This is a genomic window from Thiosocius teredinicola, from assembly GCF_002009425.1.
Classification (GTDB): Bacteria; Pseudomonadota; Gammaproteobacteria; order Chromatiales; family Chromatiaceae; genus Thiosocius; species Thiosocius teredinicola.
In genome coordinates, this window is sequence record NZ_CP019936.1 from 4,775,740 (window position 1) to 4,790,451 (window position 14,712).

Below are 14,712 nucleotides of genomic sequence, written 5' to 3' on the forward strand. Positions count from 1 at the left end.
AAAAGGTGGCAGAGAGCTATCCGTACCGGCTTGCAACCCCCTGGGCGACCACCGGCCGCCACGCCGACCCTGCCGTTCTGCGATGATCGATCGACACCCAAAAAGCAACGACGCCGAGCCGCAGTATCCGTCCGGGCGCAGAGACGGGCTCGCAGAATCGGGGCTGGCGTCTGCGCGCAGCTACATCCCGGCGGTCACGCTCATCGTGGCTTTATTACTGATGCTGGCTGCCAGCCTCGGGGTTAACCTGATCTCGAGCAACGAGAGTGCGTTGAGCGTGAGTGATAGCGGTGATCTCCGCTCTCCGGTTGTATGGATGTTGCTCAGTGCTATGGCGGTCGCCACCAGCGTCGCACTGGGCCTGCAGTTGCGGCGCTATCGGGATCGCGTTGAAAAGGCTCTGGCCGAGAAAAATCACGTACTGCGCGAGAACCAGGAATTCATACGCGGGCTGTTCGACGACAACCCGAGCGTCACACTGTTGATCGAGCCGCACAGCGGTCGCATCGTGGCGGCCAACAATGCAGCGGTATTGTTTTACGGCTACCCGCGCGAAGCGTTGGTCGCCATGACGATCGACGACATCAACGTACTGTCTGCACCGCGCGTTGCCGAGGCACGGCGTGATGCACTGCGCCAGTCGCGTTCTTTCTTTGAGTTTCCCCATCGCCTGGCGAACGGTGAGATTCGTGACGTCGAAGTATTCGTCAAGCCGATCGAGAGCGAAGGCCGCGATCTGCTGCTGTCGATCATTCACGACGTGTCGGCCCACAAACATGCGCAACGTGCGCTGCGCGAGAGTGAGCAACGCCTACGCATCGCCGGGCGTGCAAGCTACGATGTCATCTACGAATGGGATCCGGTCAGCGGCAAACTCACCTGGTTCGGCGACATCGATACGATGCTCGGTTTCGCCTACGGCGAGATACGTCGCGACAATCAATGGCAGACGCTGGTTCACCCTGAAGACAAAAAGGCGATTGAAGACGCCATGGCCTGTCGGCAGAGGAATACCGAAACCTGTGTCGTCGAATACCGGATCGCGACCCAGGCCGGCGAATACCGCTCGTGGCTGGACAAGTCGTCGGCCCTGCTCGATGAAAACGGCCGCGCTTACAAATGGGTAGGCGTATGTACCGATATTACCGAGCGCAAGAAGGCCGACGATGACCTTCGACTGGCCGCCGCCGTGTTCCAGCACGCCCAGGAAAGCATCATCATCGCCGACGCGCAACGCAACATCGTCGACGTCAATGAGGCGTTCAGCACCATCACCGGCTTTGGCCGTGACGAGGTGATCGGGCGCAATCCGCGTTTTCTCAACTCTGGCCGGCAAGACGTGCAGTTCTACGACCGCATGTGGAAGACCATCGGTCAGACCGGACGCTGGTTCGGCGAGATCTGGAACCGGCGCAAGAACGGCGAACTTTTTGCGGAGCTGATGTCGATCAGCGCCATTCTCGATGATGACGGCAATGTGCAGAACTATGTCGCATTGGCCTCGGACGTTACCGAACACAAGACGCACCAGGAACAGCTCGAACACATCGCCTACCACGACTCGCTGACCAACCTGCCCAACCGCATCCTGCTCAGCGATCGCCTGCACCAGGCGATTGCGCACTCGGCGCGACATGGCGGCATGGTGGCCGTGGCCTATCTCGACCTCGACGGCTTCAAAGAGATCAACGACGAGTTCGGCCACGACATCGGCGACCGCCTGCTGATCGATATCGCGAATCGCCTGAAGACAGCGCTGCGCGGCGACGATACCGTTGCGCGCCTCGGTGGCGACGAGTTCGTGGCTGTATTGACCGGGCTGGACAACACCAACGCCTGTATCGAGATCCTGCCGCGCCTGCTGCAGGCCGCGTCGCAGCCGCTGCACGTCGCCGACGAGGTGCGTTCGGTGTCGGCCAGCCTCGGCGTCACCTTCTATCCGCAGACCGAGAAGGTCGACGCCGACCAACTGCTCCGCCAGGCCGACCAGGCGATGTATCAGGCCAAGCTCGAGGGCAAGAACCGCTATCACCTGTTCGATGCCGAACAGGACCGCAGTCTGCGCGGTCAGGTCGAACGCCTCGAACAAATCCGCCATGCACTCAAACACGAGCAGTTTGCGTTGCACTACCAGCCCAAGGTCAACATGCGCAGCGGCGAGATCGTCGGCGCCGAGGCCCTGATCCGCTGGCCACTGGGTGACGGCAAATACCGCTATCCGAACGAGTTCCTGCCGCTGATCGAGAATCATCCCTTGGCCGTCGAACTCGACGAGTGGGTTATCGACCACGCGCTGCAACAGATGGAGACGTGGCAGACTGATGGCTTCGACGTGTCGGTCAGCGTCAACGTCAGTGCCTACCATCTGCAACAGACCGACTTTATCGACCGGCTCAAACGACTGCTGGATGCGCATCCGAGCGTCGACCCCGGCGACCTCGTGGTCGAGATCCTCGAAACCACGGCGCTGATGGACCTGGCCCGAATCTCCGAAGTGATCCGCGCCGGCCAAAACCTCGGGGTGGTATTCGCTCTGGATGACTTCGGCACCGGTTACTCGTCATTGAGCTACTTGAAGAGCCTGCCGGCCCATCAATTGAAGATCGACCAGACCTTTGTGCGCGGCATGCTCGACGATCGCGAGGATCTCGCGATACTGGAAGGCATCATGGGGCTGGCCGCGGCCTTCAGCCGCGAGGCGATCGCCGAAGGCGTCGAGACGATCGAGCACGGCGAGATCCTGCTGCAACTCGGCTGCGACCTGGCGCAGGGTTACTGTATCGGCCGGCCGATGCCCGCCGACGATTTCGTCGCCTGGGCCGGCACCTGGGTGCCGAATCCATCGTGGCAGAATCAACAGCCGATCCAGCGTGCCGATCTGCCGCTGGTGTTCTCCATGGTCGAGCACCGGGCCTGGGTCAGCCAGCTGGAAAACTACCTTGCCGGCAAGACATCCAGCGTGCCGCAACTCGACCACAGCGAATGCCGTTTCGGCCAGTGGTTCAACAAAGACGGCCGTACGCGCTTCGGCGCACACAACGACTATCCGGAGATCCGCCAGATGCACGAGAACGTGCATCACCTGGCGCGCCGCGTGATCGATCGCCACGTCGACGGTCAGACCGACGAGGTCGACCGCTTGCTGTGCGAGATCCGCGCAATTCGGGAATCACTCACCGGCAAACTCAAGGGCCTGTTGCACGACGGCGAGCAGCGCAAGTCAGGTACCGGCTGACGGGCCACCGGGCGCCGCCAAGTTCGCCTCAGGCGGACTTCTTTTTCAAGTGAATCAGCAACAACGACACGGCCGCCGGTGTCACTCCGGGTATCCGGCCGGCCTGCCCGATGGTCTCGGGACGATGCCGCGCCAGTTTCTCACGCACCTCCGACGACAAGCCTTTGACGTGTGCAAAATCGATATCGCGCGGTAGTTTGAGCGCTTCATTGTTGCGCGAGCGCTCGATCTCGTCACACTGCCGATCGATATAGCCGGCGTACTTGGCCTGGATTTCGATCTGCTCCTGTACCGCAGCATCGTCGCAACCGCTACCGACGCCGGGCAGACCCGTCACACCGGCATAGCTCGCCTGCGGGCGGGCAATCAGATCGAGCGCACGCGCCTCTTTGCGCAAAGGATCGCCGAGCACAGCGGTCGCCGTTGCCTCGTCGATCTGCGCAGGCCGCACCCAGATATCACGCAGACGTTGTTGCTCGCGCACGATCGCCTCGCGCTTGCGTTCAAATATCTGCCAACGATGCTCGTCGACCAGGCCGAGTCTGCGGCCGGTTTCGGTCAACCGCAGGTCAGCATTGTCTTCACGTAGCAGCAGACGATACTCGGCGCGCGACGTGAACATGCGATAGGGCTCGGCTGTGCCACGCGTGATCAGGTCGTCGACCAGTACGCCGAGGTAGGCCTCGTCGCGGCGCGGGCTCCATGCGTCCTGCTGCGTAACCTGCAAGGCCGCATTCAGTCCGGCGAGCAAACCTTGCGCCGCAGCCTCTTCATAACCGGTGGTGCCGTTGATCTGGCCGGCGAAGAACAGGCTGTCGACGAACTTGGTCTCCAACGAGCTCTTGAGATCGCGCGGATCGAAGAAGTCGTATTCGATGGCGTAGCCGGGGCGGGTGATGCGGGCGTTTTCGAAACCGCGCATCGAGCGCACCAGCTCCCATTGCACGTCGAAAGGCAGGGAGGTGGATATGCCGTTCGGATACACCTCGGTGCTGGTCAATCCTTCCGGCTCGATGAATATCTGGTGCGAGTCCTTGTCGGCAAAGCGCACCACCTTGTCTTCGATCGACGGACAATACCGCGGGCCAACGCCTTCGATGATGCCGGTATACATCGGCGAGCGCGACATGCCACCACGGATCACCTCGTGCGTGCGCTCGTTGGTGCGCGTGATATGGCAAGGCACCTGCTGCGGATGCTGGCTGCGATCGCCGAGAAACGAGAACACCGGTTCCGGATCGTCCCCCGGCTGCTCTTCCAACACCGAGTAATCGATCGAACGACTGTCGATACGCGGCGGCGTGCCGGTCTTCAGGCGCTCGACGTTGAACGGCAGCTCGCGCAATCGGCGCGACAAGGCATTACTCGGCGGGTCACCGGCACGGCCACCTTCGTAGTTTTCGAGGCCGACGTGAATCCGACCGCCGAGAAAGGTCCCAACCGTCAGCACCACAGCGCGGGCATGAAACTTCAACCCCATCTGGGTAACAACACCCGTGACACGATCGTTCTCCACGATCAGATCGTCGACCGCCTGCTGGAACAGATCGAGATTGGCCTGATCCTGCAACGCGGTGCGCACCGCGGCCTTGTACAGAACGCGGTCGGCCTGGGCCCGGGTGGCGCGTACGGCCGGCCCCTTGCGCGAGTTCAGGGTACGAAACTGGATGCCGCCGAGGTCGGCCGCATGCGCCATCAGTCCGCCCAGGGCATCGATCTCTTTGACCAGGTGACCTTTGCCGATACCGCCGATGGCCGGGTTGCAGCTCATGGTTCCCAGCGTTTCGATGCTGTGCGACAACAACAACGTCTTGACGCCCATACGCGCAGCCGCCAGCGCCGCCTCGGTACCGGCATGACCGCCGCCGACCACGATGACATCGTAGGCCTCGCTGTGAAACATGACTTAAACCTCTGAATTCCGGTCGCTTATTGTAGACGTGGCGGTGTTTTTCGTCACCGGCGCAATGTTTCCCATCGGCGGGCGGTCTTGTTGCTGAGACAGGAGATTCGCTATGCCTTACAAACGCGGGTGGCTGCTGGCTGCCGTGCTGATGCTCTCGGCCTGTGCGCAGGCAGTCGACCGACTGCCGTTGCCGGCGTTCACCAACCCCAATCCATCAGAGTGGTTCAACAGCGAGCCCCTCACGGTCGAAAGCCTGCATGGCAAGGTCGTGCTGGTGGATGTCTGGACCTTCGGCTGCTGGAATTGCTATCGCTCCTTTCCCTGGTTGAATTCGCTGGAGGCGCGGTTTGCCGACAAGCCCCTGCAGGTGATCGGCATCCACACACCTGAGTTCGAACACGAGAAAGACCCTGAACGAGTCGCGGATAAGATCAAGGAGTTCGATCTGCATCACCCGGTGATGATGGATAACGATTTCGCCTACTGGCGGGCGCTGAACAACCGCTACTGGCCGGCGTTCTACCTGGTCGACAAGCAGGGCGTGATTCGCAATGTCTTCGTCGGCGAGACCCACGCCGGCGACCGCCGGGCCACGCAGATCGAATCGCAGATCGAGGCCCTGCTCGCCGAGTAGAACGCTGGGTTCCACGATAAATTCAGCGCAAGCTGCAGGGTTTCGGGGGCGGCGGGCAGGGGATTGCACGATTGGATTTTCGTGCCCGGCGGCCGATAGTAGGCTAATCAACCCATTCACAGGTAGCCTGATGTCGAACGCTGCTCTTGGCGCTGTAGCGCCGCCGGGCGACGGTGCCTTGCTCCGCCAGATTCTCGATGACGCCGGCCGGCTGATCGTCGGCAAAGACCATGCACTGCGGCTGGCCTTGGCCTGCGTCCTTGCCCGTGGTCATTTGCTGATCGAAGACGTGCCGGGTGTCGGCAAAACAACACTCGCCCATGTCATGGCACGTCTGCTGGGGCTGGATTTTCAACGCATTCAGTTCACCGCCGACCTGCTGCCGGCCGACATTGTCGGCGTGTCGATCTATGATCGCGAAGAAGGCCGTTTCCACTTTCACCCGGGCCCGGTGTTCTCGCAGCTGGTATTGGCCGACGAGATTAACCGCGCTACGCCGAAAACACAGAGTGCCCTGCTCGAGGCGATGGAAGAACGCCAGGTCACCGCCGATGGCGAAACGCGCGAACTGCCGGACCCGTTCTTCGTGATCGCGACCCAGAATCCGCGCAACCAGATTGGCACCTTCGGTCTGCCCGAGTCGCAGCTCGACCGTTTTCTGATGCGGGTGAGCCTGGGATATCCGGATGCGGCAGCCGAACGCCAACTGCTGGACGGCGGCGACCGGCGGGTGATGCTGAAGCACATCACCCCGCGTATCGATGTGCCCACGCTGTTGGCCTGGCAGAACCATGTCGATCAGATCCACGTGGCACCTGCGTTGCTCGATTACGTGCAAGCCCTGTTGGCGGCCACGCGCAATGCGCCGCACTGGGAGCTGGGACTGTCACCGCGCGCCGGTCTCGCGCTGCTGCGCGCTGCACGCGCCTGGGCCATGATCGACGGCAGACCACAGGTGGTACCCGAAGACGTGCAGGCCGTATTGCCGAACGTCGCGGAGCATCGTTTGAACAACCTCGACCCGACCTTGAAAAACCCCGTGCAGGAACTCATCCGGGGCGTCGCGGTTCCGTGACGGTCGCGCCGCCGGCCAGCGGACGCGCACTGCGCAGGAAGTCAGAGGCATGAATTTTTCCGACTGGGTGCGGATCGAACGAATATCAGACAACGGCAAGGCCGAGATCGGCGGTCGGCGGATCTACATCCTGCCGACCAAGTACGGCGTGATCTTCGGCTTTTTGCTGTTTCTGATGTTGCTTGGGGCAGTCAATTACGGCAACAACCCGGCCCACCTGTTGACGTTTCTCTTGGTCGGCCTCGGCAGCAACGCCATCTATCTCACCTGGCGCAACCTGCGTGCATTGCAGTTGCAATGCAAAGGCGCAAATCCGGTGTTCGCCGGTGAAGAAGCACTGTTCAGCATCGAACTGACAACACAGCTGCGTGCACGACCGGCACTGCAATTGATGTTCGAAGACGGCGAACCCATCGTGGTCGATCTCAATGCCGATAGCCGGGGAACGGACGTACGCGTGCCTTTACCGACATTGCCGCGCGGTCGCCATCTGCCCGGGCGGCTGGTGGTCAGCACGCGATATCCGTTCGGCCTGTTTCGCGCCTGGTGCTATATCGATTGCGATCGCTCGGTGCTGATCTACCCAAAGCCGGGACATGCCTGGGATCCCCCCGGCACGCAGGGTGAAGATACCCAAGGCGGTGAGCAGGGTAGCGGTAGCGACGACTTTGCCGGTTTGCGCGGTTATCACCCGGGTGACCAGCCTTCGCAGATCGATTGGAAGAGTTTCGCCCGCGATCGCGGTTTGAACACGCGCCTGTTCAGCGGACAGGCCGCCGCACCCCTGTGGTTCAACTGGAAAGACGCACCGGGCGGTGACAACGAGTCTCGTATCTCGGCCCTGACGCGTGCGGTCGTCGATGCCGAACGCAAGGGCAATGTCTACGGGCTCAGCACGCCGGAGGGCAAGATCAGTCCGGGGCTCGGACCGGCTCATCGGCATCAGTGTCTTTCACATCTGGCCACCTATGGTTACGCCGATGCGTGATGCGATGGCCAACCTGCCGATACCGTCGCGCCTGTTGGCGACGCTGGTGATCTTGCTCGGTGCCCTGGTGGCGCCGCACTCGGCAAACCTGAGCCCCATGGTCGTCGGCGCTTTTTACTGCGCAGCCCTGTGGCGTTTGCTGGCCCTGTCGCGGCCGACATTGATTCCCGGCCGTTGGGTGTTGCTGTTGTTGATGCTCGGCGGTATGGCGACGGTGGTGTTCTCCACCGGCATTCGCGACGGGCGATTGACCGGCACCGCGCTGCTGGTGGTCATGGTGGGGCTGAAGCTGCTCGAGCTGAAGGCGCGGCGTGACATGCATGTCACCATTTTTCTCGGCTACTTCCTGGTGCTCACGCAGTTCCTCTACAACCAGACGCTGGGCCTGGCGATCTATATGTTCTGCGGCGTGATCGGTTTGCTCGCGGTGCAGATCGGCCTCAATCGCGTGCACATCGACAGTCGTCAGCAACTCGTCTACACGCTGAGGGTTGCCGGGGGCGCGCTACCGCTGGCGTTGGTGATCTTCGTGTTGTTTCCGCGCCTGGAGACACCCTTGTGGGGTATCAACACCGCGAGTGCCGTCACCGGGATCAGCGGCGAGATGACCTTGGGCAACATCGGCGAGTTGAGCCAGTCGGATGCGACCGCGTTTCGCGTACGCTTTGATGGCGACGTGCCACCCCCCGCAGCGCGCTACTGGCGCGGGCCTGTACTGTGGCATACCGACGGCCGACGTTGGACCGCTGGTCGCCGCCCGGTCAGACCGGAGCAGGTCGAAGGGGTATCACCGAACGCAATCGTCTACGAGGTAACACTCGAACCGACCGGCGAGTATTGGCTGTTCGGTCTGGATATCGTCACCAGCACACCACCGTCGACCTTTCTGAACAGGGATTTCTCGCTGGTCGGCGATCAACGTGTCAACAAACGCTTCACCTACCGCGCGGCATCTGACCCGGATTACCGGGTTGCGACTATGACTCAAGGTGAACGGCTGCGTGGATTGCAGTTGCCGGATGAGATCGCGCCGCGCGTGTCGCAACTGGTCAAACAGTGGATGGCCGAGTCCGATCCCGATCAGCCGTTGCAGGTTGTGGAAAAGGCCTTGCGGTATTTCCGCCAGCAACCTTTCGTTTATACCTTGTCGCCCGGCGTGATCGAGGGTGATCCGCTCGATACCTTTCTGTTCGAGACACGCCGCGGTTTCTGTGAGCACTATGCCGGTAGTTTCACCCAGCTCATGCGCATGGCCGGTATCCCGGCGAGAGTGGTCGTCGGCTACCAGGGGGGCGAGAAGAATCCACATGCGGAACACTGGGTGGTACGGCAATCGGATGCCCATGCGTGGAGCGAGGTATGGGTGCCGGGCCGCGGCTGGTGGCGCGTAGACCCGACCGCGGCGATCGCACCGGAACGCGTCGAGCGTTCAATTGATCCGGGGCTGTCGCAGGATGGCGATGAGATTGTATTCAGCGGTGACAACAGCGGTTTGCTGCGGGTGGTATGGCTGAACGCACGCTGGATGGCCGACGCGGTGGATCTCAACTGGCACCGCTGGGTGGTAGGTTTCACCGCCGAGCGGCAGCAGAGTCTGCTCAGACAGTACGGTTTGAGCGATCTGCAAGGCATAGGGCTCGGTATCGCGCTACTGATCGGCGGACTGGTCGCCGTCGGTAGCGTGTACCTGATCAGCAAACTGCCGCGGCCAAGGCGCGGTGATCCATTGCCCGCAATCTGGCAACGCCTGGTCAGAAAACTGCGGCGCGCCGGCCTGACCGTCGACGATTGGCAGGGACCGGATACGGTATGCAGCAACGCAATTGTGCGGTTTCCGGATGCGGCCGATCAATTGGCGGCGATCAATCGGATGTATGTGAAGCTCCGCTACGGCAGGCAATCAGACCGCAGCCTTGTCAGTGCGCTGTACAAGCGGGTGGCGCAGCTCAAACTTCGCTAGGTAGTAAGGCGCTATTCGCTGGCGGATCCGGCCGGCTAATCCGGTAGCCTGTCTGCCTCGATAGCGACGCCGATCAATGTCTCGAATTGACGATTGAGTCGGTCGGTTTCACCACTGGTGAATGCGCGCAGTGGCGAGCGCTGATTCTCGCAGTGCTGCAGATTCAAACGCCGCCGAAGCTGCTCGACCACCGCGGTACCGGGCTCGATGATGGTTATCTGTTCACCCACAACACGACGTATCGATGCTTCGAGAAAGGGGAAATGCGTACAACCGAGTACGTAGGTATCGACCGCAGTCGAAGTCAGCGGGGCAAGACTGGCGTTGATCACGTCGAGTACACGCGGGTTGTTCAGATCGCCTTGTTCGACGACCTCCACCCAGTGCGGACAGACCTGTTCGTGTACATGCACCTGCTTGTCGTGGTTAGAACGGAGTTTGGCGTAGCGCGCGCTGCCGAAGGTGCCCTGGGTAGCAAGTACCGCGACGTGTCCACTACCTGTTGCCGCAGCGGCCGGTTTCAACGCCGGTTCCATGCCGACAATGGGCACCGGGAATTCGTTGCGCAGCACGTCGATCGCTGCCGCCGTTGCCGTGTTGCATGCAACGACAACGGCACCTGCGCCCTGCTCAATCAGGAAACGTGTGATGTGCCTGCTGCGGGCGATGATGGCATCGGTGCTGCGGTCGCCGTACGGCGCATAGCCTGAATCAGCGACATATACCAGCGGTATCGCGCAGACCTTGTCGAGCGCATGTCGCAACACACTCAGGCCGCCCACACCCGAGTCGAAAAAGCCGATCGCTGCCGGTGTGTTCATTTACCGATGCAAAAGCTGCTGAAGATCTCGCCGAGCAGATCATCGGCGGTGAACTCGCCGGTAATCTCCGATAGTGCAAGCTGCGCCTGGCGGAGATCTTCGGCCAACAGTTCGCCGGCACGACCATCGAGCAACGCTGCCTGGCCGCACATGATCAACTCGGCCGCGCGCGCGATGGCATTCAGGTGACGGCGGCGGGCGCTAAAATCGCCTTCGTCGGCGCCTTCAAAATGCACCAGGCTTTTCAGATAGTCGCGCAGCTCGGCCATACCTTCGCCGGTCTTTGCCGACAAGCGGATCTGCGGCGGTTGGCTGCTCAGATCGATACCGGACGCAATGCCCGTGAGATCGGTTTTGTTGCGCACCAGGGTCAACGGCAGCTCGGCAGGTAGATCGGCGTGTGCCAGGCCTTTCGCCTCCGGGTCGGTCTCATCGTCGAACACCCACAGCGCATGGTCGGCTCGCGCGATCTGTTCGCGCGCACGGCGCACGCCTTCCTTTTCCACTTCGTCTTCGGTATCCCGCAGCCCGGCCGTATCGATAAGGTGCACCGGCAGGCCGTCGAGATCGATACGCTCGCGCAGTACATCGCGTGTGGTGCCCGGGATGTGGGTCACGATCGCGCTATCCTCGCCGGTCAGGGCATTCATCAGACTCGACTTGCCTGCATTCGGCAGGCCGGCGATCACAAGCGTCATGCCGTCGCGCAACAGGGTGCCGGTACGCGCGCGTTTCTGCAGGGTATCGATTTGCCGGGCGATGGCATCAAGCTTCTCGGTGATATGGCTGTCGGCGAGAAAGTCGATCTCTTCTTCGGGGAAATCGATCGCCGCTTCGACATACATCCGCAGACCGGTGATCTCATCGACGAGTTCATGAACCTCGTCGGAAAAACGACCACTCATCGTTCGCACGGCAGAGCGTGCCGCTGCGGCTGTCTGGCTATCGATCAGATCGGCGATCGCTTCTGCTTGCGCAAGGTCGAGTTTGTCGTTGAGAAAAGCGCGGCGAGAGAACTCGCCCGGCTGCGCTAGGCGGGCGCCGAGCTCGACAACACGTTGCAGCAGCATATCCATGACCACAGGTCCGCCATGGCCTTGAAGTTCGAGGATGTCTTCACCGGTAAAGGATGCCGGAGCGGCGAAGTACAACAGGATGCCTTCGTCGATCGATTGGCCAGTGCTGTCGAGGAACCGGGAGAAGGTAGCGACACGGCGTTGTGGCAGGCGCCCGATCAGACCGCGCGCGATATCCCCCACCTTCTTGCCGGAGACGCGCACGATGCCGACGCCACCCCGACCAGGCGGGGTGGCTATCGCAGCAATCGTGTCGTTGGCGGGATCGGCCACGTTAACGGTCCAAACAAATGCGGTTGGACAAGTTTGCCGCCGCTGCAATCTCGGCGGCAAGGAGCGTCGTTAGCGCCTCAGCTCTTCGCACCTTCTTCGATGCGTTTGGTGATCACCCATTGCTGCGCAATCGACAGGAGGTTGTTGACCACCCAGTAGAGCACCAGACCCGACGGGAAGAATGCGAACATCGCCGTGAAGACCACAGGCAAGGCCAACATGATCTTTGCCTGCATCGGGTCGGGCGGCGGCGGGTTGAGTTTCTGCTGCACGAACATCGATGCGCCCATGATCAACGGCAGCACGAAATACGGGTCTTTGATCGACAGGTCGTCGATCCACAGAATCCAAGGCGCCTGACGCAGCTCGACACTCTCGAGCAGCACCCAGTACAAGGCAATGAAGAATGGGATCTGCACCAACATCGGCAGACAGCCGCCGAGTGGATTTATCTTCTCCGTCTTGTACATCTCCATCATTGCTTGCTGCATACGCTGCTTGTCGTCGCCGTAGCGATCCTTCAACGCCTGAATACGCGGTGTCAGCTTGCGCATGTTGGCCATCGAGCGATAACTGGTCTCTGAAAGCTTGAAGAACGCCAGCTTGATCAGGATGGTGAAGATGATGATGGTCCATCCCCAGTTATGCACAAACGACTGGATCTTCTCGAGCACCCAATACATAGGTTTGGCGATGAACACCAACCAGCCGTAATCGACGGTGAGGTCGAGACCTTCGGCGATACCGGCAAGTTCTTCCTGCAGTTTCGGGCCGATGAACATCGTGCCGCCGAACGCAGCAGTCGCTCCGGGTGCCACGGATTGAGCGGGCGAATAGGTACCGATAACCGAGCGACCGTTGCCTGCCGACTGACTGTAGAAGTGCTGCTGCTCGCCACGCGGCGGTACAAACGCGGCCAGGAAATAGTGTTGGATCATTGAGATCCAACCGTCGGTCACGTCGCGATCCAGTTTGCCTTTGCCAAGATCCTCCAGATCGTACTTCTGATACTTCTCTTCCTGGCTGTAGATGGCGCCGCCAGTGAAGGTATACATGAACGCATTGCCGGTATCCGCCGGTTCACCACGCTGCAATTGACGGTAGTCGCGTGCTACCCACGGTGAAGAGGAACCGTTGCTGACCAGATGCTGAAGGGCAACGGAATGTTGGCCGCGCGTGAAGATATAACGTTTGGTAATGACAACACCGTCTGGCGACTGCCAAGTGAAATCGACGTCCATCGACGGTTGATCAGGCGTCATGACGAATTCGTCGGCCGTCGTCGAGAAGATCGACTGATGGGTCGGTCCGCGTGATTTGTCATTCGCCAGCAGTCCCGATTGGGCGATAAAGAAATCACCGGGGCTGCGACTCAACAAACGAAACTTCTGCTCGGGTTTATCGACGGAGACCGGGTAGTCTTGCAGCCGGGCTTCGACAATCGTACCGCCGCGCGTGTCGACAAGCAGATCGAGCATATCTGTCTTGATCTTGACGAGTCGGCTGCCATTCGCCTGCTCACCAGTATTCGTCACACCGGGAACGTTCGGTACCGCGCTGTCATCAAGACCGGGAGCCGGCGCCGTCGGAACATCCGTCGAACCCGGCGCGGTCGAAGCAGGTTGCTCTACGTATTCAGCGGGCTTCGGGCCATAGTCTTCTTGCCACGACTGGTACAACAACATGCCGAGGAAGGCCAAGGCCATGAACAGAAAGAGTCGAATGTTATCCATAAGATGAAGTTTGGTTAGCGAGCAACGTCAGCGCGGAAAGGGCGGCAGTGTAACCCGGATGAAAGGCTGACGCATTGCAATGGGACGCCGGCGCCGGGAATCTTGCGGCGGGTCAGCCGCGCTGGTTTGCCTCAATGGCTTTCATAAAGAGTCGCTGCAGAGATGCACGAAGCCGTTCGTTGTCAGCGCCGCGTCCCGTGGTTCGCGTCATCACGACGAAATCGTAGCCAGCCAACGCGGCTTGTTGATGACGAAACGTTTCCCGGATGAGCCGTTTCAGCCGATTACGATCAACCGCACGGCGCGCCTGCTTCTTGGCGATCGCCAAACCGAGACGGGCAGGGCTGTCCGACACCGATGCCCTGGCCAGCACAGTGAATTGACGATCGGCGACGCGCGAGGGTTTCTGAAAGACGCGCTTGAAGTCGGTAGGCGTCAACAAGCGCACCGTGCGCGGAAAGCGACGGTCCGAAATCGCTCAGATCCGGTGGCTGATCAGCCGATCAGGGAGTCAGGCGGGCGCGGCCCTTAGCGCGGCGAGCGCTCAGAACCTTACGACCACCGCGGGTTGCCATGCGGGCACGGAATCCGTGGGTACGGGCACGTTTCAGGCGGCTGGGTTGAAAAGTACGTTTCATGACCGAATACCAATTTTAATCAGTGTAATGCGTTCTACAGTGTCGTTTTGCAGCAGTTCGGCCATGAAATTGCCGCCGGTGCAAAGGGGCCGGAAAGTTACAGCAAATGATTAGGGCTGTCAATTTCTGGTTGGTATAACGCAGCTTTCCACCGGGTTAATCAGACTCGGGTACAGGCTGGAACCTGGTTGCTGTAAGTAAATGCTTACTTGTCGAAAAATACTTGATAAATGGTGAGATTTTTTTTGTTTTGGCCTGTGGATAACTTGAAGCGACGAGGCTAAACTAAGCCGCGTTACACGAGCATCCTCCCAGGAATCTTCTCGTCGAGCGTATAACGATCAAATACGCCGCTCGCGAGATTGAGGACGCA

11 protein-coding genes are annotated in these 14,712 nt (G+C 60.6%); 5 read left to right on the forward strand and 6 right to left on the reverse strand.

Annotated elements, in window-relative coordinates:
* Nucleotides 1-82 precede the first annotated feature (82 nt).
* Nucleotides 83-3,235, forward strand: a complete 3,153-nt coding sequence (locus B1781_RS22630) for an EAL domain-containing protein (protein WP_078121837.1) — start codon at nucleotides 83-85, stop codon at nucleotides 3,233-3,235.
* Between the two features lie 28 nt (nucleotides 3,236-3,263).
* Here B1781_RS22630 and mnmG read toward each other — a convergent pair whose 3' ends face one another.
* A complete protein-coding gene (mnmG, locus tag B1781_RS22635; protein WP_078121838.1) occupies nucleotides 3,264-5,138 on the reverse strand; it encodes a tRNA uridine-5-carboxymethylaminomethyl(34) synthesis enzyme MnmG in 1,875 nt (624 codons plus the stop codon).
* Nucleotides 5,139-5,250: 112 nt separating this feature from the next.
* Between mnmG and B1781_RS22640 the strand changes: the two genes are divergently transcribed.
* The 4 genes from B1781_RS22640 (at nucleotide 5,251) to B1781_RS22655 (ending at nucleotide 9,798) form a co-directional block, all read left to right on the forward strand.
* Nucleotides 5,251-5,775 (forward strand): redoxin family protein, encoded by a 525-nt coding sequence (locus B1781_RS22640; RefSeq protein WP_078121839.1) that lies wholly within the window; start codon nucleotides 5,251-5,253, stop codon nucleotides 5,773-5,775.
* A 130-nt stretch (nucleotides 5,776-5,905) separates the two neighbouring features.
* Nucleotides 5,906-6,850 carry an AAA family ATPase gene (locus B1781_RS22645; RefSeq protein ID WP_078121840.1) on the forward strand — a complete coding sequence of 315 codons (945 nt, stop codon included), beginning with the start codon at nucleotides 5,906-5,908 and terminating at the stop codon, nucleotides 6,848-6,850.
* 49 nt (nucleotides 6,851-6,899) lie between these two features.
* Nucleotides 6,900-7,838, forward strand: a complete 939-nt coding sequence (locus tag B1781_RS22650; protein ID WP_078121841.1) for a DUF58 domain-containing protein — start codon at nucleotides 6,900-6,902, stop codon at nucleotides 7,836-7,838.
* Nucleotides 7,831-9,798, forward strand: a complete 1,968-nt coding sequence (locus B1781_RS22655; RefSeq protein WP_164513515.1) for a transglutaminase TgpA family protein — start codon at nucleotides 7,831-7,833, stop codon at nucleotides 9,796-9,798. Before B1781_RS22650 ends, B1781_RS22655 begins: the two co-directional genes overlap by 8 nt.
* Before the next feature lie 35 nt (nucleotides 9,799-9,833).
* Here the strand turns inward: B1781_RS22655 and murI are convergent, their stop codons facing one another.
* The 5 genes from murI to rpmH all read right to left on the reverse strand — a co-directional run bounded on the left by murI (nucleotide 9,834) and on the right by rpmH (nucleotide 14,339).
* Nucleotides 9,834-10,619, reverse strand: coding sequence for a glutamate racemase (gene murI, locus B1781_RS22660; RefSeq protein ID WP_078121843.1), 786 nt, complete (start codon nucleotides 10,617-10,619; stop codon nucleotides 9,834-9,836).
* A complete protein-coding gene (gene mnmE, locus B1781_RS22665) occupies nucleotides 10,616-11,968 on the reverse strand; it encodes a tRNA uridine-5-carboxymethylaminomethyl(34) synthesis GTPase MnmE (protein WP_078121844.1) in 1,353 nt (450 codons plus the stop codon). Before mnmE ends, murI begins: the two co-directional genes overlap by 4 nt.
* Nucleotides 11,969-12,045: 77 nt before the next feature.
* Nucleotides 12,046-13,701 carry a membrane protein insertase YidC gene (gene yidC / locus B1781_RS22670; RefSeq protein ID WP_078121845.1) on the reverse strand — a complete coding sequence of 552 codons (1,656 nt, stop codon included), beginning with the start codon at nucleotides 13,699-13,701 and terminating at the stop codon, nucleotides 12,046-12,048.
* Nucleotides 13,702-13,813: 112 nt separating this feature from the next.
* Nucleotides 13,814-14,149, reverse strand: coding sequence for a ribonuclease P protein component (rnpA, locus tag B1781_RS22675; RefSeq protein ID WP_334223829.1), 336 nt, complete (start codon nucleotides 14,147-14,149; stop codon nucleotides 13,814-13,816).
* A 55-nt stretch (nucleotides 14,150-14,204) separates the two neighbouring features.
* On the reverse strand, nucleotides 14,205-14,339 hold the full coding sequence (gene rpmH, locus B1781_RS22680; protein WP_078121847.1) for a 50S ribosomal protein L34: 135 nt from the start codon (nucleotides 14,337-14,339) through the stop codon (nucleotides 14,205-14,207).
* Nucleotides 14,340-14,712: the final 373 nt, after the last annotated feature.